Source organism: Caulobacter sp. GSs2, from assembly GCF_058680895.1.
In genome coordinates this window covers 3678437-3703492 of sequence record NZ_CM178725.1, presented here as the reverse complement: position 1 = coordinate 3703492, position 25056 = coordinate 3678437, and the positions used below count along the sequence as shown (strand labels likewise).

Below are 25056 nucleotides of genomic sequence, written 5' to 3'. Positions count from 1 at the left end.
AGGCTAAGGAACAGCGGCGCTCTATCTAGGAACTCACGGCGTCAGGCGCACCACGCCATCGTCAGTGCCCAGCAGCGCCTCGTCGGCCAGATCCAGGAAGAGGCCATGATCCACGACGCCTGTCACGGCCTTCAGCGCTGCGGCCAGGGCCGCCGGCTCCTCGATCTTGCCCGAAGCCATGTCGTAGATCAGGTTGCCGCCGTCGGTGACCACCACGCCGCGATCGGCCATCCGCAGGCGCGGCGGCGGCAGTTCGAACTCGGCGGCGATGTCGGCGAGGCGCTGGCCGGTATGCACATGGCCAAACCGCACCACCTCGATCGGCAATGGGAACTTGCCCAGCCGCTTTACGTGCTTGGCTGCGTCAGCAATGACCACGCAGCGCTTGGAGGCTTCCCAGACCAGCTTTTCACGCAGCAGCGCCGCGCCGCCGCCCTTGATCAAGCTGAGGCCCGGTCCGATCTCGTCGGCGCCATCGACCGTCAGGTCCAGCGCCTTGACGTCGTCCAGTGCGGCCAGGGCAATGCCCAGTTCCCGAGCCAGATTGGCGGTGGCGTCCGAGGTCGGTACGCCCCGGATATCCAGCTTGCGGGCCGCCAGCGCCTTGACGAACCAGGCGGCGGTGGAGCCGGTGCCCAGGCCCACCACCATGCCATCCTCGACCAGCTCGGCGGCGGCTTCGCCAGACAGACGCTTTTGATCGTCGGCGCTCATGTCTTGTCCCTCTTGGCGGCCTTGGCCTTCTTGGCCAGTTTCAGCGCCCGGAACGCCTCGGCCCAGCCGCTCTTGTTTTTCTGCTCGCTGCGCGACAGCGCCAGAGCGCCTTCCGGCACATCCTTGGTGATCACCGAGCCTGAACCGGTCATCGCCCCGTCACCAATCCGCACCGGCGCGACCAGGGCGCTGTTGGAGCCGATGAAGGCCCCCGCGCCGACATGGGTCTCGAACTTGTCGAAGCCATCATAGTTACAGAAGATCGTGCCGGCCCCGATATTGGCCTTCTCGCCTACCGAGCCGTCGCCCAGATAACTCAGATGGTTGGCCTTGGCGCCGGCTCCGACCTTGACCTTCTTGACCTCGACGAAGTTGCCGATGTGCGCATCGGCCCCGATCTCTGCGCCCGGGCGCAGGCGGGCATAGGGACCGATCAGGGCCCCCTCGCCCACGGTCGCGCCTTCCAGATGGCTGAAGGCCTTGATCACTGCACCGCTGGCAACGCTGACGCCGGGTCCGAAGACCACGAACTGTTCCACTGTCACACCGGCGGCGATCTTCGTGTCCCAGGCTAGATGCACCGTCTCCGGGGCCGGCAGGGTGACGCCCTCGACCATCAGGGCGTTGCGGCGGCGCTTTTGCCAGACGGCCTCGGCGGCGGCTAGTTCGGCTTGGGAATTAACGCCCTGCACAGAGGCCTCGGCCGCGAAGCTGGCGCGGGTCGAAAGCTCGCGCCCGTGGGCGATTCCGACCACGTCGGTGAGGTAGTATTCGCCGTTGGCGTTGTCGTTGCCGACCTGGCCCAGAATGTCGAACAGCAGGGCCCTGTCGGCGGCCAGAACGCCGGAGTTGCAATGCTTGACCTGCTTGACGCTATCATCAGCGTCCTTGGCTTCGACGATGCGCAGCAGCACATGGCCGGGGGCCAGGATCAGGCGGCCATAGGCGCCCGGATCGGCGGCCTCGAAGCCCAGCACCGCCACATCGGCGCCGGAAGCGCGCAGATCGAACAAAGGCTCTATGACCGCCGCGCTCAGCAGCGGACAGTCGGCGAAGGTCACCACCACGTCACCGTCGAAATCGGCCAGGGCGGCCTTGGCGGCCAGAACAGCATGGCCGGTGCCCATCGGCGGATCCTGGATCACCACGGCCGCATCGCCCAGACGCTTGCGAGCGTGGAGACCGACGGCGGGGCTGTGGGCGCCCACCACCACGACGATCCGCGCGCAGCCCAGCGCCTCGGCGGCGTCAATGGCGTGGTCCAGAAGGGCCCGGCCGGCGATCCTGTGCAGCACCTTGGGGGTCGGCGACTTCATCCGCGTCCCCTGGCCGGCGGCGAGGATCACGGCGGCCCGGGGGCGGTTCGAAGCGGAGCTGGTCATGGTCCTGGCGACTCTCTAGGGGACGAACCAAAGTTGCATTAGCCGGCCGTTTAGCCGAAAGGCCAGATCAATGCATGACCTTCAAGCCCTCAAAGGCGCCACCATCGCCTTCGACCTCGACGGAACCCTCGTCGACACCGCGCCCGACCTGGTCGGAGCGCTGAACATGATCCTCGTCGAAGAGGGTCTGCCGCCGCTGCCCTTTGACGACGTGCGACTGATGGTCGGACGTGGCGCCCGCGCCCTGCTGGAGCGCGGCTTCGCCGCCGCCGGCCATCCGCTGGACGCCCTGACTGGCCCAAAGCTGGTGGAGCGGTTCATCGCGGTCTATCTCGATCGCATCGCCCACGAGAGCGCGCCCTTCCCCGGCGTGGTCGAGGTTCTGGCCGATCTGCGCGGCGCGGGGGCGAGGCTGGTGGTCTGCACCAACAAGCTGACCAATCTGTCGGTCGCCCTTCTGGACGCCCTTGAGTTATCCACAGCCTTCGACGCCGTGATCGGCGCGGACCTTTCGCCCGCCGCCAAGCCCGACCCGATCCACGTGTTGACCGCGATCCAGGCCGTAGGCGGCGATCCGCGCCGGGCGGTGATGGTCGGCGACAGCATCAACGACGCCCTCGCGGCTGTCCGGGCCAACGTCCCGGCCCTGCTGGTCAGCTTCGGCTATACTGAAGAGCCCGTGGAGACCCTGGGCGGCGATCTGGTCATCCACAGCTTTTTAGATGTGCCCCAGGCCTGTATCGGCCTTCTGGCCTCTTGCCCCCGGCCAAACACCGGGCTATAGGCCCGTCCCTCTCGCGGATCGGTCTTCCGGCCCGGCGAGAACGGTTCTTCTGAACCGCCCGAAACGGTTAGGTCGCGTAGCTCAGCGGGAGAGCGCCTGCTTCACACGCAGGATGTCACAGGTTCAATCCCTGTCGCGACCACCACTCCCCCTTCTTTTTGATTCAGATGCTTCGCGGACGCCGCCTCGCGCGCGCCTCGCCTCCAGCGTTCCGGCCAAAAAGAAGGCCCGACCTTCGCAGGCCGGGCCAGTCATTAGGGAGGAAACGCCCAGGAAGGGCAGAGGCGCTCGCGCCTCACGCCTTGTCAGGTAGCGCTACCGACCAAACAATCAAGGGCAGGACGCGGTAATTCCAGGGATCGGGACAATATGGCGCAGCTTTAGGCAGCCATCCCTGCCCAGAGCCGCCAACCGGCCATAGGTTATCCACAACGCCTGTGGATAACCTATGGCCGCAACGCCTGGACGCGAACATCGACGGCGCGTCGCAATGGGCTTCCCTCGCCGCGCATTCGCGGCGAAAGTCCCGGCCTGTTTCAAATCGCATTGCGAGGATCGGCCATGTGTGACGACGACATCCACCCCGGCCTGATCCACGATCCCACCGTGTCCCGCCGCGCCTTCGGTCTGATGACCGTACTGGCCGCCGGGCTCGGCGGCGCGGCCCATGCAGGCGCGCCGGTCGTGGAGAAGGACGTCGAGATCAAGACGCCGGACGGCGTGGCGGACGCCGCTCTGTACTATCCCGAGGGCAAGGGCTCGTGGCCCGCCGTGGTGGTCTGGCCCGACGTGGTCAGCCTGCGGCCGGCCTTCCGCGAGATGGGTCGGCGGCTGGCGTCCTCGGGCTATGTGGTGCTGGTTCCCAACCTCTATTATCGGGTCAAGAAGGCCCCGGTGGTCGAGAGCGGCTTCAACTTCGCCAGTCCCGAGGACCGCGCCAAGATCATGCCGATGCGGGCCACCGTGACGCCGGAGGGCACTGACAGGGACGCGACAGCCTATATCGCCTTCCTCGACGCCCTGCCCCAGACCAACAAAAAGAAGAAGGTCGGCGTGCAAGGCTATTGCATGGGCGGCCCGCTGGCCTTCCGCACGGCGGGCGTCTCGCCGTCGCGCGTGGCGGCCGTGGCGAGCTTCCACGGCGGCGGTCTGGTCACCGAGGCCCCGACCAGTCCGCACCTGACCCTGCCGGTCAGCAAGGCCGAATACCTGATCTGCGTCGCCGACAACGACGACAAGAAGGATCCGGCCGACAAGGAAAAGCTGAAGGTCGCTCTCGACGCGGCCAAGCGGCCGAACAAGATCGAGGTCTATGCCGGCGCGGCCCACGGTTGGACCGTGAAAGGCAGCCAGGTCTATGACGAGCCTGCGGCCGAAAAGGCCTGGGCCGAGTTGCTGGCGCTGTACAAGCGCACCCTGGGCTGAGGTCTGGGCCGCGCTGTCACCGGCGCGGCCGCCTTCGCCTATCACGAATGCGGCTATCGGCCCGCCCAGGCCGTGCCGGAGCAAGCATGATCCAGATCACCCGCCGCACCCTCGGCCTGGCAGCCGCCCTGGTCCTGACGCTGGGCGTCTCCGCCCACGCGGAAAGCCGCTGGGTCGGAAGCTGGGCCAGCGCCCAGCAGGTTCCGGAAGAGCACAACGCCCTGCCCGCCGAGGCGCTGAACGACGCGACCTTGCGCCAGATCGTGCGGCTGACGACCGGCGGCGACCGCCTGCGCGTTCGGATCTCCAACGCTTTCGGCACGACACCCCTGCGAGTCACAGCCGCCCGGGTGGCCCGTCCGCTGACCAACGACGCCCCGGCCATCGACCCCGCCACCGACCGCCCCGTCACCTTCGCCGGCAGAGCAGAGGTCGTCGTGCCGCCCGGCGCCGAGTATCTTTCCGACCCCGTCGCCTTCAAGGCCCCGCCTCTGTCGGACCTCGCCATCACGATCCACATCGACAGGGCCCCGGCGGTGCAGACCAGCCACCCCGGCTCGCGGGCGACCTCCTATGTCGTCAAGGGCGACAAGGCCTCGGCCGCCGACCTGCCGGGCGCCCAGAAGACCGACCACTGGTTCCAGCTGTCGGGCGTCGAGGTCGAGGCCGGCAAGGGTGCGGGCGCGATCGCCCTGATCGGCGACTCGATCACCGACGGCTATGGCGTCAAGCCCAATACCAACCAGCGCTGGCCCGACGTCTTCGCGGCAAGGCTGCAGGCCAATTCGAAGACCCGCAAGCTGGGCGTGCTGAACCTTGGCATCGGCGGCAATCGCGTCCTGCTGGACGGGCTGGGGCCCAACGCCGCCGCCCGCTTTGACCGCGATGTGCTGATGCAGAGCGGCGTGACCCATGTGCTGGTGCTGGAGGGCGTCAACGACCTAGGTGTCCTGACCCGCGACCAGCCGGTCAGCGCCGACCGGCATGCAGCGCTGGTCGCCGAGGTCACCACCGCCTACGCCCAGATGGTCCACAAGGCCCGCGCCCGAGGGATCACGATCATCGGCGCGACCATCATGCCCTATGGCGGATCAAGCTATTACCATCCCGACGCCCTGAACGAGCAGGACCGCGCGGCCATCAACGCCTGGATCCGCGCGCCCGGCAACTTCGACGCCGTCGTCGACATGGACGCGATCATGCGCGACCCGGCCAATCCGACGCGGCTGGCTCCGGCCCATGATTCCGGCGACGGCCTGCACCCTTCGATGGACGGCTATCGCTTCATGGCCCAGTCCATTCCGCTGGAACTGTTCGCTCGATGACTCTGCGCGCGCTTCTCGCCGCCTGCCTGGTCGCCGCGCCCATCACAGCCCAGGCCTCCGACATCAGGATGGCGATCACGGTCGATGACCTGCCGGCTCACAGCGCCCTGCCAAACGGCGAGACCCGCGTGGGTATCGCGAGGACCTTCCTCGCGGCCCTGAAGGACGCCAAGGCCGCCCCGGTTTATGGCTTCATCAACGGCGTCCAGACCGAGCGCGAGCCGGACTCGGCTGACGTCCTGAAGATCTGGCGCGACGCCGGCTACCCGCTGGGCAACCACGGCTGGGCGCATCTGAACCTGGCCCGGATCGACGTCGCGACCTTCGAAGCCGAACTGACCCGCAACGAGCCCCTGCTGCAGGGCCTGGCCGCAGGCTCGGACTGGCGCTGGTTCCGCTTCCCCTTCCTCAGCGAGGGCGACACGCCCGAAAAGCGCGCCGCCGTTCGCGAGTTGCTGAAGGCGCGCGGCTATCACATCGCCAGCGTGACCATGAGCTTTGGCGATTACGCCTGGAACGAGCCCTATGCCCGCTGCGTAGCCGGGGGCGATCAGAAGGCCATCGCCGATCTCGAGACCCGCTACCTGAAGGCCGCCGAGCTGAGCCTGGCCCATTCCCGCGCCCTGTCAGCAACGCTGCACGGCCAGGACACCCCTATGTGCTGCTGATGCACCTGGGCGCGTTCGACGCCCGCATGGCCCCCCGCCTGCTGGCGCTCTACCGGTCCCTGGGCGTGACCTTGGTCTCGCTGGAAGCGGCGCAGGCGCATCCGTTCTATGCGGCGGATCTGGCCGCCGCGCCGGCGGCGGCCCTCGTCACATTGGAAAACGCCATGGCGGCCAGAGGCCTGCCCGTTCCGCCGCTGTCGCTGGACCTGGCGGCGCTGGACCAGGTCTGCCGTTAGCCCCGCACTACTGGCACGGGGCGTGACAAGATCCCCCACCACGACCTACAACAGCGACAATGAGCCAGGCTTCCTTCGACGGCATGATCGCCCTGCCCGGCGGCGTCTTCCAGATGGGTTCGGACGAACACTATCCAGAAGAGGCCCCGGCCCATCCCGTGGCCGTCGATCCGTTCTGGATCGATGAGACCCCGGTCACCAACGCCCAGTTCGCGCGGTTCGTCGCGGCGACGGGCCATGTGACCCTGGCGCAGATACCGCCCGATCCGAAGCTCTATCCCGGCATGGACCCCGCCTTCGCCCACCCGGCCTCGGCGGTGTTCGTGCGGCCGGCCCACCGGGTCGATCCGCGCGCCGGCGGCGGGGAATGGTGGCGGCTGATCCTCGACGCCCGCTGGAACCAGCCCTTTGGCGAAGGCAGCTCCATCGCCGGGATCGAGGATCATCCAGTGATCCATATCAGCCACGACGACGCCGCCGCCTACGCCGCCTGGGCCGGCAAGAGCCTGCCGACCGAGGCCGAGTGGGAATTCGCCGCGCGGGGCGGTCTGGAAGCCGCCGCCTATGCCTGGGGTGAGGAACTGGCGCCCGGCGGGGCGATGCTGGCCAACTACTGGCAGGGCGCTTTTCCGAGCGAGAACCTGCTGACCGACGGGTTCGAGCGCACCTCGCCGGTGCGGACCTTCCCGGCCAACGGCTACGGCCTCTACGACATGATCGGCAATGTCTGGGAATGGACCTCGGACTGGTGGGCCGACCGCCACGAGGGCAGCCCGACCAGACCCTGCTGCGCACCCCGCAATCCGCGCGGTCCGGCCAGCGGCGGCAGCCATGACCCCGCCCAACCGGGTCCGGTCATTCCGCGACGGGTGCTGAAGGGCGGCTCGCACCTGTGCGCGGAAAACTACTGCCGGCGCTATCGACCAGCGGCGCGTCACCCGCAGCCGATTGACACCACCACCAGCCACATCGGCTTTCGCTGCGTGGTGCGCGGCGCTTAAGCCGCCTCGCGCAGACGCCAGGGGTGGGCCGGATAGAAGCGGTCCATCATCCGGTCGACATAGGCCACCAGATTGTCGTGACGCTCGGCCTCGCGGCGAAGCGGCGAGTCGAAGAACGACGTCAGGATCCCGGCCAGCACCCCGAACGTGATGGCGTCGACACCCGTCGGGTGGTCGGCCATCACAAAGGCCTTCTCGCCGAGGATCTCGTCCAGGGCCCGCAGCGACAGCGTCCCAAGCCACGCGATCTCGTCCTGGCTGTGCCGGCCGACACCGACGGCGTGCAGGTTGGCCGCGACCGCGTCCAGCAGTCCCTCACGAAGGCCAGCGCGCATGTCTTCGGGGGCGCCATCGAACCAGTGGGCGGGGCCCCTGGCGAAGTTGGCCGGGTTCATGAAGCGGAAGTATGAGGAAGCCCAGCCCAGGTGGTTCTCGATCATCCGTTCAAGGGCCCAGGCCTGGGCCCGGTCGCGGGACGACAACCCTGCGTCCAGATCAATGTCGTACTTCCGCTCGATATGGGCTCGGATGAAGGTGGAGTCGCCGATCGTCTGGCCGTCGTCGTCGATCCACGGCAGCTGGCCCTTGGGGGCGGTCTCGCGGCTGCCAGGCGCCTTGCGATAGTCAAGGCCCGCCATCATCAGCTGGATCTCGGTCTTGGTGACGTAGGGGCTCAGTTCCGGCAGGCCAAAGCCCGCGCCCGTGGCGTACAGGGTGATCATCTCGCATCTCCGTCCAGCAGCGTTCGATGCAGTCTTGCTACCGCCACCCTACTGCCAGCATGCTGTCAGCATAGCTCTGCCATGGTGTCCTCATGAGACGCGCCGAACGCCTATTCCAGATCATCCAGATCCTGCGCCGCAGCCATTCGCCGGTCACCGCCGACGCGATCGCTGTCGAACTCGAGACTTCCAAGCGCAGCGTCTATCGCGACATCGCCGCCCTGGTCGGGCAGCGCGCGCCGATCCGGGGCGAAGCGGGCGTCGGTTATGTGCTGGAGGCCGGATTTGACATGCCGCCGCTGATGCTGACCCCCGACGAGATCGAAGCCGCCGTACTCGGCGCCCAATGGGTGGCCGGCCGGGGCGATCCGGTGCTGGCCAAGGCGGCCCGCGACCTGATCAGCAAGATCGCCGCCGCCGTGCCCGAGCGATTGCGGCCCTATGTGCTGGAGCCCGCAACGGGCGCAGCGCCGGCCTGGAACGCCGCGCCCGACGGGCTGGACATCGCCCAGGCCCGCGCCTGGATCCACGCCGGCCGCAAGATCCGGCTGGACTATCGCGATGAACAGGGCGCGGTTAGCCAGCGGGTGATCTGGCCGGTGACCGTAGGCTATCGCGAGACTGTCCGCATGCTGATCGGCTGGTGTGAGCTGCGGCAAGACTTCCGCACCTTCCGCACCGACCGCGTTGTCGACGCCCAGTTCCTCGATGATCGCCATGGCCAGCGGCCGGGCCAGCTTCGGGTCCGCTGGCAAAAGCATATCGAAGCGGAACACGCCGTCTGGAAGCGCCAGAATCCAGACTAGAGCCCGTGGCGCCTGGCGAAGGTCTCGAACAGACCCGGCCAGGCCGAAACCGGCTTGCCGGCTACAAAGCGCAGGCCAAAGCCGTGGCCGCCTTCCTCGAAGACGTGCATCTCGGTCGGGATGGCCTTGGCCTTGAGGGCCGAGAACATCAGCAGAGAATTCTCGACCGGCACCGACTTGTCGTCAGCGGCATGCAGCAGGAACACCGGCGGCAGATCGGCGCTGACCTGTTTCTCGGGCGAATACAGCACGACCTGCTCGGACGTCGGGTTAGGGCCGAGCAGTTGCTTGCGCGATCCGCCGTGCATGGCGGCAGGGTCCATGGTGATCACCGGATAGATCAGGGCCGACAGATTGGGGCGGGCCGAAAGATCGTCGGCGGCGTCTATCCGCTCATAGACCTTGGCGGCGAACCGGGTCGTCAGGCTGGCCGCGACGTGACCCCCGGCCGAGAAGCCCATGATGGCAATACGGTCGGAGCTGAAGCCCATGGCGGCGGCGCGCGACCTGACCAGACGCAGGCCCCGCTGGGCGTCCTGCAACGGCGTATCGGGCCCCGCGCCCCAGCCGTCGCCCGGCAGACGATAGAACAGGACGAAGGCGGTATAGCCGCGGTCGGCGAGCCAGCGGGCGGTCTCGTAGCCTTCCTTGTCCTGAACCACCCGCTCATAGCCGCCGCCGGGCATCAGCACGACTGCGGCGCCGTTCGGAGTCTTGGGCCGGAACACCACCAGGGTCGGCTTGCGGGTGTGAGTCAGGGCGCGGTCGCGCAGACCATCGGGGTCGCCGCGCTCGATGACGGCTTCGACGGCGGTGACCTTCGCGGCCCCGGGCGGGCCGCCCGGCCAAAGCTCGATAATCTCGGTCGGGTCGGTCATGGGAAGGGTCTCCGCTTTCGCCCCGCGCGCCAGGCCCGAGGCCAGCAGGCCCGTGACGAAGGTGGCCAGCGCGCCGCGACGATTGAGCATGGACCAGACCTTCCGGCGAACTGACTGACGTTTCGCCGCGAACCTTAGGACCCGTCCCGGATTCAGGAAACCGGTTTCCTAGCGCTCGGCGAACCGCAGGTGATGCAGAACGACGCCGCTGGTGGTGGCGACATTCAGGGAGTCGAAGCCGCCCGCCATCGGTATGCCGATCGGCCGGGCGCGGGCCATCAAGGCGGCCGAAAGCCCGGGCCCCTCGGCCCCAAGCAACACCGCCGAACGCTCTGGCGGCCTCAGTTGGGCCAGGGTTTCGGTGGCGGCCGGCGACAAGGCCAGGGCCTCGAAACCATGGCGTTCCAGGAGCCCGGCGAGGTCCTCGTCGCGCGCCAGCCAGGCGGTGGGCACACTGAGCGTCGCGCCGACCGACACCCGGATGGCCTTGCGGTAAAGCGGATCGCAACAGTCGCTGTCGAGGATCACGCCCTCCACGCCAAAGGCCGCCGCGTTACGAAAAATCCCGCCGATGTTGTCGTGGTTGGCGATGCCGCACAGCACCAGCACCACCGCCCTGCCCTGCAATGACGCCAGTAGCGTATCGGCCGCCATCGGATCGGGCTTGCGGCCCACGGCCAGGACGCCGCGATGCAGATGGAAGCCGGCGACGGCGTCCAGCACCGCCTGCTCGACCAGATAGACCGGCGTCTCGTGGGGCAAACCCGCGAACACCTCGTCCAGCTTGTCGCGGCGCTTGGGATCGATCAGCAGCGAGACTACCCGTTCGGGCGCATCGCGGACGAAAGCGCGCAGCACCGTCTCGCCCTCGGCGATGAACAGGCCTTGGCGGCCGACCAGATCGCGCTCGCGGATGTCGCGATAGGCCGCGACGCGCGGATCGTCCGGATCGGTGACGGTGATGAACTGCGGCACGGCTGCGGGCTTCCGAGAGGCTTACCGCACGCCTCGTATCGGCAGGATGGCCAGACCGCCAGCCATGGCGAGCGCGGCGGCCACCAGGAAGAAGGCCCGGAAGTCCATGTGGCTGGGCCCCAGCGATACAAAGGCTAGCATCGGCGCCAGGGCTTGCGGCAGGGTGTTGGCGAGGTTCAGGACGCCCAGGTCCTTGCCTGCGTCGCGCTGCGAGGGCAGCACCTGGGTCACCAGGGCGATGTCGACGGCGTAGAAGCAGCCCGCCCCACAGCCGAGCAGGACATAGGCGCCCAGCATGACGGGCCAGCTTGGCGTCGTCGAGAAGACCACCATCGCCAGACCCATGGTCAGGGCGGCTCCGGCGGCAAACAGCTTTCGACGCTTCAGACGATCCGACAGGATGCCGCCCAGCAGAGCGAAGGTGACGTTGGAGGCCGTCGAGACCGTCGTCAGGATCGCCAGCCCCTCCTCGGCCCGGTGGCCCGGGAACAGCCGCGAATAGCCGAAGGCGTCCTGCAGGAAGTACAGCATGTAGCCCTGCACCAGGCTCAGAGCGACCAGCACCAGGAACCGTCCCAGCCAGGCGAAGGCGAAGTCGGGGTGCTTGCGGGGATTGACCCAGAGGCCGGCGATGAACGCACCCAACTGGAACGGCGGACGCGCGTCGCGAGCCAGCGGCTTGTCGTCGAGCTTCAATACGAACGGGGCCAAGGTGATCAGCAACACCAGAGCGATGGCGATGTAGCGGGTAAACTCGGTCACCAGCAGGCCGCCGATCAGCACGGCGCCGGCCATGGTGCCAATCGGATTGCCCAGACTGAGAAACGCAGCCACGCGTCCCTTCTGGGTGTCCGGCACCCGGTCTGGCAGCACAGCCACGAGCGCCGAGAACATCAGGTTGAACATCAGCTGAAAAAGAATGATGCCGCCAATGAGGGCCATCGGCGTCTTGGCGGCCATGATCAACAGATAGGCGCCGGCCGCGCCCAGCGAGCCGACCACCATCCAGGGCCGACGTCGGCCAAAGCGCGAGGTGGTGCGGTCGCTGATCGCGCCAGCCAACAGGTTGGCCGCGCTGGCGACCAGAGCGCCATAGAACGCGACCTGGCTGAGCAGCAGGGCCTTGTTCGCCGGGTCGATCGCCTCGGCCTTCAGCGGCAGCAGCACCTGCAACAGAGGCATGAAGCTGACGAAGGCGCCGATCTGGGCCAGGGTATAGGCGGCAATGAAACTGGTCCTGACCGGCGTGGCCGGCCGGGCTTCGTCGCTTGGCGACATAGGCGCTCCCCTAGCACGGTCTGCGCCGCGTCTCGGGTCAGACTGGCCTTCCGGGTCGGCCGACACAAGGCCGCACGCATGTCATTGGCCGATGCCCTTGAACCCGCGTGAATTTTTCTCGCCGCAGGCGTCGCTAGAGCCACAAGAAATGCTCTAGGCTGCGCTGATGGGTTTGAGTCTCATTCGACAGGACTTGGCGGTTCAATGGCCTCGGTGACGATCTACGACGTCGCCGCACGGGCTGGCGTCTCCATCAAGACCGTTTCCCGGGTCATGAACAAAGAGCCCAATGTGCGGCCCGCCATGCGCGATCGCGTGCTTGAGGCGGCCAGCGCCCTGGACTACAGCCCGAACCTCTCGGCGCGCAGCCTGGCCGGTTCGCGGTCGTTCGTGATCGCGGTGTTCGTGGACGCCGCCCTGACCATCGACCACTGGCGCAGCGAGCGTGGCGCCGATTATCTCAGCCGTATTCAGCTGGGCGCGACGCTGCAATGTCGCGATGCCGGCTATCACCTGCTGATCGAACTGATCGACCACGATGCCCCACGCGTCAGGCAGGAGGTCGCCGCGCTGCTGGCGGCGCTCAAGCCCGACGGGGTCATACTGACGCCGCCCAGTTGCGACAACGAGACCGTCCTCGAACTGCTCGACAAGGCCGGCACGCCCTATGTGCGGCTTGGCCCCGAGCGCCGGGACGGCGTTGGCCCCCGCGTGCACATGGACGACTTCGCCGCCGCGCGGGAGATGACCCAGCATCTGGCCAGCCTGGGCCATCGCCGCATCGGCTTCATCGTCGGCGAGCCGCGCTACGGCGCCAGCCAGGCACGGCATGGCGGCTATCTGGACGCCATGAAGCAGCTTGACCTGCCGGTCGCCGACAGCTGGGTTCGGCAGGGCGATTTCACATTCCAGTCGGGCCTTGATCAGGCCAAGGCGCTGCTCAGTCTGCCCGACCGTCCGACCGCGATCTTCGCCAGCAACGACGACATGGCACTGGGTTGCCTGGCCGCCGCAGCCGAGCTTGGCCTGATGGCGCCCGGTGATGTCTCCGTGGCGGGCTTCGACGACAGCCCCAGCGCCCGCTTTAGCCGGCCGCAGCTGACCACAGTGCGCCAGCCTGTGGTCGAGATGGCCTCCCTGGCCACCCGGCTCCTGATTTCCGGGGTCATCAAGGGCTCAGCCTCGAAGGGCGAGCCCCTGGACGAGCTGTTGCCCTTCGAACTCATTCACCGGGCGTCAACCGCCCCGCCCCCCTCGCCCTAGAGCGAAACCTCGTCGAGGCCTGGATCGGGCCGGGTTCAACGGCCCGGGCGAGCAAAGGCGGCGACCCGGGCGCGCGCCGCGTGAACCGGATTTTGATCCGGCGCCGGCTCTGCCTGGGTCTGGGTCTGGGTCTGGCCGCCCGTGCGGAAGGCCCCGACACGATTGGCAAGGTCGGCCGCCTCCACGCGCAAGGTCTGGGTCGACTGGCTGGACTGATGGACCATCGCCGCGTTGCGCTGGGTGACCTGATCCAGCTGGTTGACCGCCGTATTGACCTGACTGAGGGCCGAGGCCTGCTCGTTGGCCGACGCGGCGATCTGGTTGATCAGGCTGTCGATACCGCCGACCTTCTCGACGATGCCGCGGAGAGCCGCGCCCGTCTGGCCGACCAGATCGACGCCCTCGCCGACCTGCCGGCTGGATTCGGCGATCAGTGACTTGATTTCCTTGGCGGCGTCAGCCGAACGCTGGGCCAGCGCCCGCACTTCTTGGGCGACGACCGCAAAGCCTCGGCCGGCATCGCCGGCTCGGGCCGCTTCAACGCCCGCGTTGAGGGCCAGAAGATTGGTCTGGAAGGCGATTTCGTCGATGACGCCCAGGATCTGCGAGACCTGGTTGGACGAGCCTTCGATCTTGGTCATGGCCTCGGCGGCGCGGGTGACCACGGCGCCGGAGCGCTCGGCCTCGGCGCTGGCCTCGCTAACCCGAACGGAGACTTCACGGGCGCTCTGGGCGGTTTTGCCGACGGTGGAGGTCAGAAGATCCACGGCGGCGGCCGTCTGCTCCAGGGTCGCGGCCTGCTGCTCGGTGCGTTGGGCCAGATCGTCGGCGCTGCGAGCGATATCGTCAACGCCCGAGCGGATGCCCGATGACGCGCGCTCGACGGCCTTCATGGCCTCGCCCAAGGCGATGGCGGCCTGATCGAAATCACGCTTCAACGACTGAAACTCGGGCGACAGGGCGCCATCGACCCGTGCCGACAGATCGCCAGCCGCCAGGCGGGAGAGCGCCTCGCCGATGGCCTTTACCGCCTGGGCTTGCTCCTGGGCGGCGACCTCACGTTCGGCCTCAAGTTCTGCCCGCTCTTCCTCGATCACGGTCAGATAGCTGGAGACCGCCAGTTCCATGTCCAGGAACACGGCCTTGTTCAGCGCCACCAGCTTGTCGGCCAGATCAGCGTCAGACTTGGCGCTGGCGAACAGGCCCTTGGCCCGCTTGCCCACAATGACGCGCACGAGTTCTTCGGAGACGACAGCGTAGCCGCCCATGTACCAGCGGGGCTCGATGCCCGCGTCCACGTGGGCGCGGCCTATGCGTTCGACGTCGCGAATATAGTCGGCCCCATAGTCGGCTGTGACCAGGCGACGCCAGTGACTGGCCTGGGCGCGTTCGGCCGACGCAATGTGACCCTCGTCACGAAACTTGCTGCGTGTTTCCGGGAAGGCGCGCACCTGGCCGTAGAACTTGCCCAGAGCATCAGAGATCTCGGAATCAATCAGCGGCTTGAGCGCGCGCAGCGCGGCGCGGTCGCGCTCGTCGAAGCGCATAAACGACATACGCTCATCAAGCTTTGGGTTAGCGCTCATGCCGTTGGCTCCGACTCGAAAGTTACGGCACCAGACCTGAACTTAATTTGTTAACCATGATTGAAGCCTGACGCGAAAGGCGCATGTGTCGCACCGGAAAGGTCCCCGCGGGGGCGTTTTCGGAAACCTGGTCTCGATCGCAACAAGCTGCGCTTTGGCGCGTTTGGGGCTATTCAATTGATTTGCTAGGCTTGGCTTTACCCACAGGGGATCTGTTCGCGTCCATGGCCGTTCCAGCGGAATTCAGCTTTGATGAGACGGGCGGCCAAAGAACCGTCGTGTTGTTTGGGGACTGGACGGCGCGTGGCCTGTATGACACCGCCGGTCGGCTGGCCGAGGCCTTGATCGGCTCCGAGGGGGTCTGCCTCGACCTCAGCCAGATCAACCGATGCGACACAGCCGGCGCCTACGCCATCATCCGCGCCGCCGATGGCCGCAAGTCGGCTGGCGTGATCAAGGCGCGCAAGGAAACGCTCCGTCTGCTCGAACTGGTCGGCAATGCGGTTCAGGTCGAGACCGAGGTCAAGCGGCGCCCCCCCGGCGTCCAAGCCCTGCTGGAGCGCATCGGACGGGGCATGTTCGGTCTGGCCGCCGATGGCTATGGCACCCTCGTCTTCCTGGGCCACTTGCTGACGGCGATCGGTCGCTGCGTCGTGGACCCACGCCGCATACGCTGGGCGCCGATCATTTCTCTGGCCGAGCGTGCCGGCCTCGACGCCCTGCCGATCGTGGCGATCACCACCTTCTTTATCGGCGCTGTCGTCGCCCTGCTGGGCGCCAACATGCTCATCGACTTCGGCGCCCAGGTCTATTCGGTTGAACTGATCGGCATATCGGTGCTGCGCGAGTTCAACATCCTGATCACCGCCATCCTGCTGGCCGGGCGCTCGGCCTCCAGCTTTGCCGCCGAGATCGGCTCCATGAAGATGAACCAGGAGATCGACGCCATGCAGGTGATGGGCGTCGATCCCTATGAGGCCCTGGTCCTGCCGCGCTTCGCTGCGCTTCTGCTGACGATCCCGCTGCTCACCTTCGTCGCCACCCTGGCGGGCCTGGCGGGCGGGATGATGGTGGTCTGGGTCGTGCTGGACCTGTCGCCCAGCTTCTTCATGCAGCGCATTGTCGACTATGTGGGGCCCACCCATTTCTGGATCGGCATGTCCAAGGCGCCTGTGATGGCCACGGTCATCGCCGCCATCGGCTGCCGTCAGGGCATGGAGGTCGGCAACGACGTCGAATCCCTGGGTCGACGGGTCACCGCCGCAGTGGTTCATGCCATTTTTGCCATCATCCTGATCGATGCGATCTTCGCCCTGATCTACATGAAGCTTGACATATGACGGTCGTGCGCAACCCGGGCCCCGCGCCCCAGCCGGACGTTGACGTTGACGACGACGCCCACCCCATCCAGATCACGGGTCTGGTCTCGCGCTTCGGTGAGACGGTCGTTCACAATGGCCTCGACCTGACCGTAGAGCGCGGCGAAGTGCTGGGCGTGGTGGGTGGATCCGGCTCAGGCAAGTCGGTGCTGCTCAACAGCATCATCGGGCTGAAGGTCCCCGACGGCGGCGTCGTCAAGCTGTTCGGCCACGACATGCGCACCGCCAATCGCCGCCGCTGGAGCTCGCTTGAGCGCCGCTGGGGCGTGCTTTTCCAGCAGGGCGCGCTGTTCTCGAACCTGACGGTGCGAGAGAATGTCGCCGCTCCACTGTTCGAGCACACGCAACTGCCCAAACGCGAAATCGAGGAACTGGCCGATCTGAAGATCGCGCTCTCGGGCCTTCCCGCCCGCGCCGCTGACCTCAAGCCAGCCGAGTTGTCGGGCGGCATGCGCAAGCGCGCCGGTCTGGCGCGAGCCCTGGCCCTGGATCCGGAACTGCTGTTTCTGGACGAGCCGACTGCAGGCCTGGATCCGATCGGCGCAACGGCCTTCGACGAACTGATCAAGGACCTGTCCGACAGTCTGGACCTGACGGTGTTCATGATCACCCACGATCTCGACAGCCTCTACGCGATCACCGACCGCGTCGCCGTCATCGCCGACAAGAAGGTGGTGGCGCTGGCGCCGGTGGAGGAGCTCGAACACTCCGATCATCCGTGGATCAAAGAATATTTCCTGGGACCGCGCGGACGCGCGGCGAGCCGCAAGACGGCTTCGGCCCAGACCAGTGCGACGAGGACCAGCTGATGGAAAGAAACGCCAACTACGCCCTGGTCGGCGCGGTGACCCTGTTCCTGTTCATGGGACTGGTGGTCTTCGTGGTCTGGCTGGCCAAGCTCAGCTTCAACCAGGAATACGACCAGTACGACATCCTGTTCGTCGGGCCGGTGCGCGGCCTCTCCGAGGGCGGCGAGGTGCATTTCAACGGCATCAAGGTCGGCGAGGTCGCCAAGATCGCCCTCGACAAGAGCGACCCCAACCGCGTGATCGCCCGGGCGCGCGTCACCTCGGATGTGCCGATCAAGACCGACAGCTACGCCACCCTGGAGCCCCAGGGCATCACGGGCGTCAACTACGTCCAGATCACTGCCGGCACGCCCGACAAGAAGCTGCTGAAGGATACGGTGGAAAACGGCAAGGTTCCGGTGATCCGCAGTCAGCGCAGCGCCCTGTCCGACCTTCTGGAGGGCGGCGGCACCGTGCTGACCCGCACCATCGAAGCGCTGGACCGGGTGAACCGCGTATTGTCGGACGACAACGTCAAGACGTTCAGCGCCGCGCTAAACGACGTCCAGGCCGTCACCTCAGAGCTGCGCGAACGCAAGGCGATCATCGCCGACGCCCAGAAGGCGTTGCAAAGCATCGACGCCACCGCGCAGTCGATTGCCGATCTCTCCAAGTCCACCGAGAGCGTCGTCAATGGCGACGCCAAACGTTCGCTGGCCGAGCTGGCCGACGCCGCGACCGAGCTGAAGGGCGCCGCCAAGGACGCCCGCGGCATGATCTCGAAGCTGGAAGGCCCCACCAGCGACTTCGCCAGCACGGGCCTGCCCCAGCTTTCAGCCGCTATCGTCACTCTGCAGTCGGCGGCCGAGTCGCTTGACCGGCTGGTCGGCGACGTCGAACAAAACCCGCGTGGCCTGGTCAGCAAGGCGCCCGCCAAGGAACTGGAGGTCAAGCCGTGAACCCGATCCGCTTCATCCCGCGGGCGCTCGCCCTCGCGGCGGCCGCCATGGCTCTGACCGGCTGCATCACCCTGCTCCCGAAGACCGAGCCGGTTGGCCTCTATCGCTTCGGCGTCGAGCCCGTCGCGGCCGCCAAGGGACCGCCGGGCGCGCTGTTTGGCGTTTTCAAGACGCCGACGGTCTTTACGCGCGCCTCGGCCGGCGACCGCCTGTTGACCATCACGAACGGCGAGGCGGCCTATATCGCCGGCGCGCGCTGGGTGTCCCCGGCCAGCATATTGTTCGACGAAGCCGTCGCGCGCGCCTTCGAGGCCGATCCAGGCCGAGCGCGGCTGATCGGTCGCGGCGAGGTGGCCAAGGCTGATCTCGTCCTGCGTCTGGAAGTACGTTCGTTCGAGGCCGTCTATGTCGACGGACCCAAGGCCGCGCCCGAAGTCCTGGTGCAGGTGCGCGGCGTGATCAATCGCAACAACGACCGCGCGCTGGTCGGTGATCAGGTGTTCGAGGCTCGCGTAAAGGCTTCGAACAATCGCGTGGGCGCAATCGTGGAAGCCTATGACGAGGCCACCGCCAAGGTGCTGACCGACCTCACCGGCTGGGTCAGCGCGTCAGGCGCCGGCATCAAGTAGGCCCTCCAGCCGTCTTCGGGCGAATCGAAAGCTGTCTCGCACAAAGACGCGCTACAGCGCTGACAAAGGCTCAATCACGTCGCCATAGCCGGCGTTGGCCGGGATCCTCAGCCCCTGCCCCTCGACCCAGGGCTCGACCGCGATCAGCGGGCGGGTCAGCGACCGCGCGATCGCTTCGGTGGGGCTGGCGCTCTCGGCCAGAAGCTGCAGGTTCATGCGGGTGGGAAAGATCACCTTGCGGGTTCCGGCGGCGGCCATTTCCAGCGCCTGGGCTGGCGCGATCCATTCTGCATCGACGGCCTCGTGGCCATCGCAGATCGCCTGTTGAGCGCCCGGCGCATGGGCGGCGTAGAACCAGGTGTCGAACCGCTTGGGCATCAGCTTGGGCGTGATCCATCGCGCGAAGATGGTCAGGGCGGCCAGGTCCAGCGTCAGACCCAGATCGCCTACGACATCGATAAACGCCATGCGGTCCTCGGCCACCGCCGCGCGGACCTCGACCGCCGCCTCGCCCTCATAGAAGGCCCCACTGCGGTCGCGCGCCAGCAGCACGCCCGCCTCCTCATAGGCTTCGCGAATAGCGGCGATGCGCAGGGCAGGCCCGTCTTCGCCGACAGCATCCCATCCCGTGGCCAGGTCTCGCCAGCGGGGATCGTCGTCGCCGGAATGACTCTTGCCGCCCGGAAACACCAGGGCGCCGGCGGCAAAGTCGATCTGATGGTGCCGCTTGACCATCAGCACCTCGAAGGCGGGCGCATCTCGAAGCAGCAGTACGGTGGCGGCCGGGCGGATCAAATCATGCGAAGAGTCTGACATCGCGTGAGATTGACGCGGTTCAGACGGCTTGCACAGTCAAGATTGGAACAAGTGTTCGACTGGCGCCCGTTTTCGGCTCAGCCCGTGGCGGCATGGTTCTGGCGCGCGAACCGGTCCATGCGCTCCAGCAGGTAGTCTGAGTCCTCGCGCGAGATCGATTGTGGCGAGGTCAGGAAGCGCTGGATCATGTGCTCCTGGAAGCGTTCGCGATCCTGGGTGCGACCGTCGAATTCCATCGCGTGGAAGGCGTCGACACCGGCGCGGAAGGCTGCATACAGGCGCGGCGGCAGGCCGGCCCGCTCGCAGATCGCCTTCAGGCCCAGTTGGCCCGCATCGTGGATCATCAGCCATGTGCGATGATGCGGCACCCCGGCCAGCTCGGCGACGGCCCACTCGAAGAAGGTCATGTGGCCGTGCGCCAAGGCGCGCAGTAGGAGTGACGGCGTCAGGCGTTCCACGCGATTCAGGTGCTGAACGAAGGCCTTTGGATCGGCGGTGCGGCCGGCCTGATCGACCAGATCGATCGTCGCCCGTTCCTTGGCGCCGACCACCAGCTCCAGCACCCGCTCGGGCGACAGCGCGTGGTGGCTGAGAATATGATCGCGCAGCTTGTCGCCGACCATGTCGATCAGCCGCTCGCTGACCGCCAGCGGCAGGGCCGCGCGGTAAGCGACGGCCTGCAGGATCTGCTCGGACTTGGAGAACCGGTCCAGCGCCTTCTGCAAGGCGACGTCGGAGAAGCGGGCATTGTCGTTGGCGCAAATGACCGCCACGGCCTCTTCGGTGCCCGACTCGACCAAAACCGCAGTGACGCGGGTCGAGAGCTTGGGTCTGCGGGCCACGGCCATCTGCCGCGCCGCGCCGCCCATGCGGACAATCTCGGCCAGGTCATTGTCGCTGAAGACCGGCGAGAAGGTGATGATCGGCAGCGAGATGCTTTCGACGTCGCGGGCCAGGCGGTTGGCGACGTCCGGCGGCAGGCTGGGCGAGTTCTTCAACGTCACGGCCATGGCGCGGCGAACCAGCTCGGCGGCGTCGGTGGCCATCACGCGCAGGATGTCATGAGCGATCTGGCGCTCGTCATCCGCCAGCTCGGCGCGGTCAATCGTCCGGCAGAGCTTGTGCGCCGCAAGGGCGCGCTCGTCGGCCGTCGCGCCCTTCACGAGCATCCGGATATCGTTGTCTGTAAGCGCCGCGCGGGTAGTGGCCATGGGAGGTTCGCCGAACCAGAGGAATGCAAGTGACCCCTATCATCCCCTGTTAGGCTTAATGATTGTTTGAACTTCAAACCTGTGGATTAACGATACCCCGTAACCGGACGCAAACCGTGACGACTTAGGTTCCTAGCTCAACAGCTGAGGAATGCGATCCGTGTCCGCCGAGCGCCGCCCTACTGAGCCCCCGACGCGCGGCGCGAACCTGGCCATGGCGCTCGACGCCCAGACAGCGCTGCTGCCTTATGCGCTTGGGGTTTTCGCGATCAGCCTGCCCATCTTCGTCTGGGCGGGGTCCTTCGCCGACGACGCGCTCTGGATGGTCGCCAGCCTTATCACCTTCGCCATCAACTGGGGGGCCTTCTACGGCGCCGTCAGCTGGCTGCGCGGCGAAGGGTCGCAAGATCTTGAACGACGCGCCCGGGTCCAACTGCTTGGAGGCCTGCTCTGGGCCGTCACCGTCATCCAGCTTTCGGCCTTCGCCAATGCTGCGGGGCCCGCGCGAGAGACCCTGTTGCTGCTGGCGACGGCGGCGGCTGTGATGTGCATCTTCTTCTCGGCAACCTCATTGCCAGCTCTGCTGCTGACAGCGCCCATCGCCGCCGCCGGGCCCCTGATCGCGCTGTTCTCGAGCGCGGAAACCCGTCACGCCGGCGTCATGGCCTGGGGCGCGATCGCCCTGACCCTGGCCCTGTCCCTGGTGCTCAACCGCATGATCCGCCGCCAACACGCCCTGGCGCAGGTTCACGAGCGGCTGATCGAAGAGCGCCTGGCCGTGCTGGACGCCGCTGAGCGCACCGCGCGGTCCAAATCCGATATCGTCGCCACCCTCAGCCACGAGATCCGCAATGGTCTGACCGGCGTTACCCATGTCCTGGCCGCCGCCGCCGGCAAGGGCGGCCGCGCCGCCCCATCCCGCGAGCAGTTGAACGCGGCGCTCGACGCCGCCCAGGATCTGATCGCGGTGCTGAACGCCACGCTCGATTCCGAGACCGCCGAATCCGGTCGTCTGGCCGTCGACGCCCTGCCCTTCGAGCCTGTCCGCCTGCTGCGCGACCTGACGCTGCTGGAACGCCCGCACGCCCTGGCCAAGGGCCTGGAGCTGGCCATCCATGTCGATCCGCTGCTGGAGCGCCGCACCCAGGGCGCCGTGCTGGCCGACGCCATGCGCACCCGGCAGATCATGGCCAACCTGCTGGGCAACGCCGTCAAGTACACCGTTCGCGGTCGTATCGAAGTCCGTATCGAGCGGCGCGGCGACGTCGTGGCCATCGAGGTGGCGGATACCGGCCCGGGCCTGTCGGCCGAAGAACTTGAACAGGCCTTTGAGCCTTTCCGCCGCGTCGAGCGCACCGGCGCGGGCGTCAATGGCGCGGGCCTTGGCCTGTCTCTGTCGCGCCAGCTGGCGCGCCTGATGGGCGGCGCTCTGGAGGCGCGCAGCGCGGTCGGCGTGGGCAGTTGCTTCACCCTGACCCTGCCTTTCGACGACGCCCTGACCTGCGAAACCGAGACGGCCGAGGAAGCCGCCCAGGCGGCCGAGGCGCCCGGCTCGCCGCGCAGCCTGCGCGTATTGATCGCCGAGGACGACGCCCTCAACGCCGCCATGCTGCGCGCCATCCTCGAGCAGTTGGGCCATCAGGTGGTCCACGCCCAGAACGGACAGCGCGCGGCCGACCTGGCCAGGATCGCCGAGTTCGACCTGTTGATGCTCGACGGCCGCATGCCCGTGCTGGACGGGCCCGGCGCCGCCGCTGCGGTTCGCGCCCTAGACGGCAAGAACCGCGACATGCCGATCATCGCCGTGATCGACGGCGACGCCGACGAGGCCAGGGACTGCATGGACGCCGGCGCCGATATCGTTCTGCGCAAGCCGGTCACCGTGGCCGGCGTCGCCCGTGCAGTCGCCGACGCCTCGGCGCTGGGACGACTGACGGTCGCCGGCCGGGCCGCAGCCTAGCGACCTTTCGCACGCCTGCCGCAGGGTAAGCCTTCCACCAGCCCCTTCCCTCGCCCACACTCGTCACAACGAGAAGAAAAGCGGGAGGATGCGATGCTGGAGGGACTCCGGGTCGTCGAGCTGGCCACCTATATCGCCGCGCCTGGCGCTGCGGGGATCATGGCCGACTGGGGCGCAGACGTGATCAAGGTGGAGTCGCCCGAGGGCGACCCGATGCGGCGCTTCTTCGACACGATCGCCTCACAGCAGGACGCCAATCCCGTCTTCGAGCTCGACAACCGGGGCAAGCGGGCCGTCGTGCTGGATATTCGCTCCGACGCCGGGCGCGAGGCGATGAAGGCCCTGGTCGCCACGGCCGACGTCTTCCTGACCAATGTCCGGCCCGGCGCCCTGGCGCGGGCCGGCCTGGACCACGAGATGCTGAGGGCGCTCAACCCACGCCTGGTCTATTGCAGCCTCACCGGCTACGGCCTTGAAGGCCCGGATGCCGACAAGGCCGGCATGGACGTCGCCGCCTTCTGGTCGCGGGCGGGCGTCGGTTCGATCACCGCCCCGAAAGGCGCCGAGCCGTTTCCGATCCGCACCGGCATGGGGGATCACGTCACCTCGCTGGCCACCGTCTCGGCGATCCTGGCGGCGGTGTTCGAGCGGCAGACCACAGGCGTTGGCCGTCTGGTTGAGACGTCTCTGCTCCGGACCGGCGTCTATGCGATCGGTTCCGACATGGCGATCCAGTTGCGTTTCGGGAAGCTGGCTTCGACCCGCGGCCGGCGCGAGGCGATCCAGCCCCTGGCCAATTTCTTCAAGACCCGCGACGGGCGCTGGATCTGCCTGCTGCCCCGCCAGGGCGCCACCGACTGGGCCCGTATCGCCCAGGCCGCCGGCAAGCCCGAACTGGTCGACGATCCACGCTTCGCCTCCGCCAAGTCGCGCCGCGAAAACACCGCCGCCCTGGTCGACCTGCTGGATGCGGCCTTCGGCTCCATGGACTACGAGGACGTCGCCGTCGCTCTGGACGAGGGCGACCTGACCTGGGCGCCCTATCAGACCCCGCGCGAACTGGTGGGCGACCCCCAGGCGGAGGCGGCAGGCTGCTTCGTGGACACCCCCGATGGCGCCGGTGGGACGTTCAGGGCGCCGGCCTCTCCGGCCCGCTTTCCGGGCGCCAAGGATGGCCCGCGCGGCCCTGCGCCGAAGCTGGGCGCGGATACGGCGACGGTCTTCAGGGAACTGGGGTGGTCCGAGGACCAAATCGCGGCCCTGACGGGGTCTAGCGGTTGATCTTGTCGTCCTTGGCCTCGGCCAGGACGCGCAGCATCTCGCTCGAGAACATCGAGCTGGCCAGACGCTGACCAGCGCCCGCGCCCGAGCCCAGGCTGCCGAACGTCGTATCGGCGTCCTGGGAGCCGCGCAGGATCAGTTGAACCACCGCTTCCTGCTGGTGGAGGCGCTCCAGGCGACGACCGCTGGCGTACTGGACAAAGCCCTGGTCGGCGCCGGTGTCTCTGGAGGGATCGACCGCGCGGCTGGCGCCGCCGGTCTTGGTCAGGTTGGCATAGACCTCGCCCACGGTGGCCGAACGACCGTCACGATAGAAGATCGAACGATTGGCCTGGGCGGCGTCGGGAAACATCGCCGCGGCGCTGGCGCCGGGGGTCTTGTTGGCGGCCTCAATCAGGCGCGCCGAGCCCTGCGGGCCCAGGAAGTGTGCGGCATAGAGCTCACCGGCCGTCGGGGTGCGACCCACCCTGCCGCGCAGATAGGATGCATGGTCCGAGGCCAGCTCGCCGGCCATCAGGGACGAGGCATGCGGATCCATCTTGAGCGCCAGAACCGCCTTGCGGGCCTCATCGCCGGCCACCTTGAAGCGACCATCCGAGCCCTGCGAGATCAGGTCGGCATAACGGGCATAGCCATATTTCGCGCCATGCTTCTTCAGCGTGCCCAGCCACGTCTGATCGACGAACTGGAACAGGCCCGAGGCCGAAGAGGTCCGCGCCTTGGCGGCGGGGTTGTAGCCGCTCTCGCGCTTGGCCGTGCCCATCAGAAACGTGAAATCGACGCCCGTCGCGCTGGACGCGCGCTGGATCGCTGATTCTACGACGCTGCGGATGGATTGGACGGCCATGACCTCCATGCCTGAACGATCATGGTTAATCGGCCCTTAACCAAGTCAACTTGGCAGGCGCGCGGCGCAACATGCCGCACCACGGCGCAGGGAAAATTACAGACGTACAAATTATCGATGATAGATTACGATTGTCAATTTAC

24 protein-coding genes and 1 tRNA gene are annotated in these 25056 nt (G+C 67.3%); 15 read left to right on the top strand and 10 right to left on the bottom strand.

The features are described from left to right. Nucleotides 1–33: 33 nt before the first annotated feature. Both rpiA and glmU read right to left on the bottom strand, forming a co-directional pair. Nucleotides 34–714 carry a ribose-5-phosphate isomerase RpiA gene (rpiA, locus tag ACW17Z_RS17905; protein ID WP_419320987.1) on the bottom strand — a complete coding sequence of 227 codons (681 nt, stop codon included), beginning with the start codon at nt 712–714 and terminating at the stop codon, nt 34–36. Continuing rightward, on the bottom strand, nt 711–2096 hold the full coding sequence (gene glmU, locus ACW17Z_RS17900) for a bifunctional UDP-N-acetylglucosamine diphosphorylase/glucosamine-1-phosphate N-acetyltransferase GlmU (RefSeq protein ID WP_492056993.1): 1386 nt from the start codon (nt 2094–2096) through the stop codon (nt 711–713). The genes rpiA and glmU overlap by 4 nt, the downstream gene beginning before the upstream one ends. Before the next feature lie 70 nt (nt 2097–2166). Here glmU and ACW17Z_RS17895 point away from each other — a divergent pair, with 70 nt between their 5' ends. The 7 genes from ACW17Z_RS17895 (at nt 2167) to ACW17Z_RS17865 (ending at nt 7535) form a co-directional block, all read left to right on the top strand. Further along, complete coding sequence (locus tag ACW17Z_RS17895; protein WP_492056992.1) at nt 2167–2880, top strand: HAD-IA family hydrolase; 714 nt, start codon at nt 2167–2169, stop codon at nt 2878–2880. Between the two features lie 70 nt (nt 2881–2950). Next, nucleotides 2951–3025 (top strand) — tRNA-Val (locus ACW17Z_RS17890). Between the two features lie 416 nt (nt 3026–3441). After that, nucleotides 3442–4305 (top strand): dienelactone hydrolase family protein, encoded by an 864-nt coding sequence (locus ACW17Z_RS17885; RefSeq protein WP_492056991.1) that lies wholly within the window; start codon nt 3442–3444, stop codon nt 4303–4305. 86 nt (nt 4306–4391) lie between these two features. Further along, nucleotides 4392–5630 carry an SGNH/GDSL hydrolase family protein gene (locus ACW17Z_RS17880; protein ID WP_492056990.1) on the top strand — a complete coding sequence of 413 codons (1239 nt, stop codon included), beginning with the start codon at nt 4392–4394 and terminating at the stop codon, nt 5628–5630. Continuing rightward, nucleotides 5627–6298: a polysaccharide deacetylase family protein gene (locus ACW17Z_RS17875; RefSeq protein ID WP_492056989.1), complete on the top strand. Its 672-nt coding sequence runs from the start codon at nt 5627–5629 to the stop codon at nt 6296–6298. The genes ACW17Z_RS17880 and ACW17Z_RS17875 overlap by 4 nt, the downstream gene beginning before the upstream one ends. After that, nucleotides 6289–6534: a hypothetical protein gene (locus ACW17Z_RS17870; protein WP_492056988.1), complete on the top strand. Its 246-nt coding sequence runs from the start codon at nt 6289–6291 to the stop codon at nt 6532–6534. Before ACW17Z_RS17875 ends, ACW17Z_RS17870 begins: the two co-directional genes overlap by 10 nt. A 59-nt stretch (nt 6535–6593) precedes the next feature. Next, nucleotides 6594–7535: a formylglycine-generating enzyme family protein gene (locus ACW17Z_RS17865; RefSeq protein ID WP_492056987.1), complete on the top strand. Its 942-nt coding sequence runs from the start codon at nt 6594–6596 to the stop codon at nt 7533–7535. On the opposite strand, the gene ACW17Z_RS17860 is transcribed toward ACW17Z_RS17865, so the two are convergent. After that, complete coding sequence (locus ACW17Z_RS17860; protein WP_492056986.1) at nt 7532–8257, bottom strand: glutathione S-transferase family protein; 726 nt, start codon at nt 8255–8257, stop codon at nt 7532–7534. The genes ACW17Z_RS17865 and ACW17Z_RS17860 overlap by 4 nt on opposite strands. Before the next feature lie 92 nt (nt 8258–8349). Here ACW17Z_RS17860 and ACW17Z_RS17855 point away from each other — a divergent pair, with 92 nt between their 5' ends. After that, nucleotides 8350–9063: a helix-turn-helix transcriptional regulator gene (locus ACW17Z_RS17855; protein WP_419320973.1), complete on the top strand. Its 714-nt coding sequence runs from the start codon at nt 8350–8352 to the stop codon at nt 9061–9063. On the opposite strand, the gene ACW17Z_RS17850 is transcribed toward ACW17Z_RS17855, so the two are convergent. From ACW17Z_RS17850 to ACW17Z_RS17840, 3 genes are all read right to left on the bottom strand, one after another. Beyond that, nucleotides 9060–10031, bottom strand: a complete 972-nt coding sequence (locus tag ACW17Z_RS17850) for an alpha/beta hydrolase (RefSeq protein ID WP_492056985.1) — start codon at nt 10029–10031, stop codon at nt 9060–9062. The two genes, ACW17Z_RS17855 and ACW17Z_RS17850, sit on opposite strands and share 4 nt — an antisense overlap. Before the next feature lie 78 nt (nt 10032–10109). Then, nucleotides 10110–10916: a TrmH family RNA methyltransferase gene (locus ACW17Z_RS17845; protein ID WP_492056984.1), complete on the bottom strand. Its 807-nt coding sequence runs from the start codon at nt 10914–10916 to the stop codon at nt 10110–10112. Nucleotides 10917–10937: 21 nt separating this feature from the next. Beyond that, entirely contained in the window at nt 10938–12194 is a 1257-nt protein-coding gene (locus ACW17Z_RS17840) for an MFS transporter (protein ID WP_492056983.1), read from the bottom strand. 204 nt (nt 12195–12398) lie between these two features. Between ACW17Z_RS17840 and ACW17Z_RS17835 the strand changes: the two genes are divergently transcribed. After that, a complete protein-coding gene (locus tag ACW17Z_RS17835) occupies nt 12399–13457 on the top strand; it encodes a LacI family DNA-binding transcriptional regulator (protein ID WP_419320965.1) in 1059 nt (352 codons plus the stop codon). 35 nt (nt 13458–13492) lie between these two features. On the opposite strand, the gene ACW17Z_RS17830 is transcribed toward ACW17Z_RS17835, so the two are convergent. Continuing rightward, nucleotides 13493–15043: a methyl-accepting chemotaxis protein gene (locus ACW17Z_RS17830; RefSeq protein WP_492056981.1), complete on the bottom strand. Its 1551-nt coding sequence runs from the start codon at nt 15041–15043 to the stop codon at nt 13493–13495. A 224-nt stretch (nt 15044–15267) separates the two neighbouring features. On the opposite strand from ACW17Z_RS17830, the gene ACW17Z_RS17825 reads away from it, so the two are divergent. From ACW17Z_RS17825 to ACW17Z_RS17810, 4 genes are read left to right on the top strand one after another with little or no spacing between them, the layout of a single operon-like run. Next, nucleotides 15268–16383 carry an ABC transporter permease gene (locus tag ACW17Z_RS17825; RefSeq protein WP_419320962.1) on the top strand — a complete coding sequence of 372 codons (1116 nt, stop codon included), beginning with the start codon at nt 15268–15270 and terminating at the stop codon, nt 16381–16383. Further along, complete coding sequence (locus ACW17Z_RS17820) at nt 16380–17231, top strand: ABC transporter ATP-binding protein (RefSeq protein ID WP_492056980.1); 852 nt, start codon at nt 16380–16382, stop codon at nt 17229–17231. Before ACW17Z_RS17825 ends, ACW17Z_RS17820 begins: the two co-directional genes overlap by 4 nt. Then, nucleotides 17231–18169 carry an MlaD family protein gene (locus ACW17Z_RS17815; protein ID WP_419320959.1) on the top strand — a complete coding sequence of 313 codons (939 nt, stop codon included), beginning with the start codon at nt 17231–17233 and terminating at the stop codon, nt 18167–18169. Before ACW17Z_RS17820 ends, ACW17Z_RS17815 begins: the two co-directional genes overlap by 1 nt. Next, nucleotides 18166–18798, top strand: a complete 633-nt coding sequence (locus ACW17Z_RS17810) for an ABC-type transport auxiliary lipoprotein family protein (RefSeq protein ID WP_492056979.1) — start codon at nt 18166–18168, stop codon at nt 18796–18798. The genes ACW17Z_RS17815 and ACW17Z_RS17810 overlap by 4 nt, the downstream gene beginning before the upstream one ends. 51 nt (nt 18799–18849) lie before the next feature. Here ACW17Z_RS17810 and ACW17Z_RS17805 read toward each other — a convergent pair whose 3' ends face one another. Both ACW17Z_RS17805 and spbR read right to left on the bottom strand, forming a co-directional pair. Beyond that, nucleotides 18850–19614 (bottom strand): NUDIX hydrolase, encoded by a 765-nt coding sequence (locus tag ACW17Z_RS17805; protein WP_419320956.1) that lies wholly within the window; start codon nt 19612–19614, stop codon nt 18850–18852. Nucleotides 19615–19691: 77 nt separating this feature from the next. Continuing rightward, nucleotides 19692–20825 (bottom strand): pole-localized protein SpbR, encoded by a 1134-nt coding sequence (gene spbR / locus ACW17Z_RS17800; protein ID WP_419320955.1) that lies wholly within the window; start codon nt 20823–20825, stop codon nt 19692–19694. A gap of 160 nt (nt 20826–20985) precedes the next feature. Here spbR and ACW17Z_RS17795 point away from each other — a divergent pair, with 160 nt between their 5' ends. Next, nucleotides 20986–22785: an ATP-binding protein gene (locus ACW17Z_RS17795; RefSeq protein ID WP_492056978.1), complete on the top strand. Its 1800-nt coding sequence runs from the start codon at nt 20986–20988 to the stop codon at nt 22783–22785. 93 nt (nt 22786–22878) lie between these two features. Next, entirely contained in the window at nt 22879–24066 is a 1188-nt protein-coding gene (locus ACW17Z_RS17790) for a CaiB/BaiF CoA transferase family protein (RefSeq protein WP_492056977.1), read from the top strand. Here the strand turns inward: ACW17Z_RS17790 and ACW17Z_RS17785 are convergent. Next, nucleotides 24056–24913: a lytic transglycosylase domain-containing protein gene (locus ACW17Z_RS17785; RefSeq protein WP_419320952.1), complete on the bottom strand. Its 858-nt coding sequence runs from the start codon at nt 24911–24913 to the stop codon at nt 24056–24058. The two genes, ACW17Z_RS17790 and ACW17Z_RS17785, sit on opposite strands and share 11 nt — an antisense overlap. Nucleotides 24914–25056 lie beyond the last annotated feature (143 nt).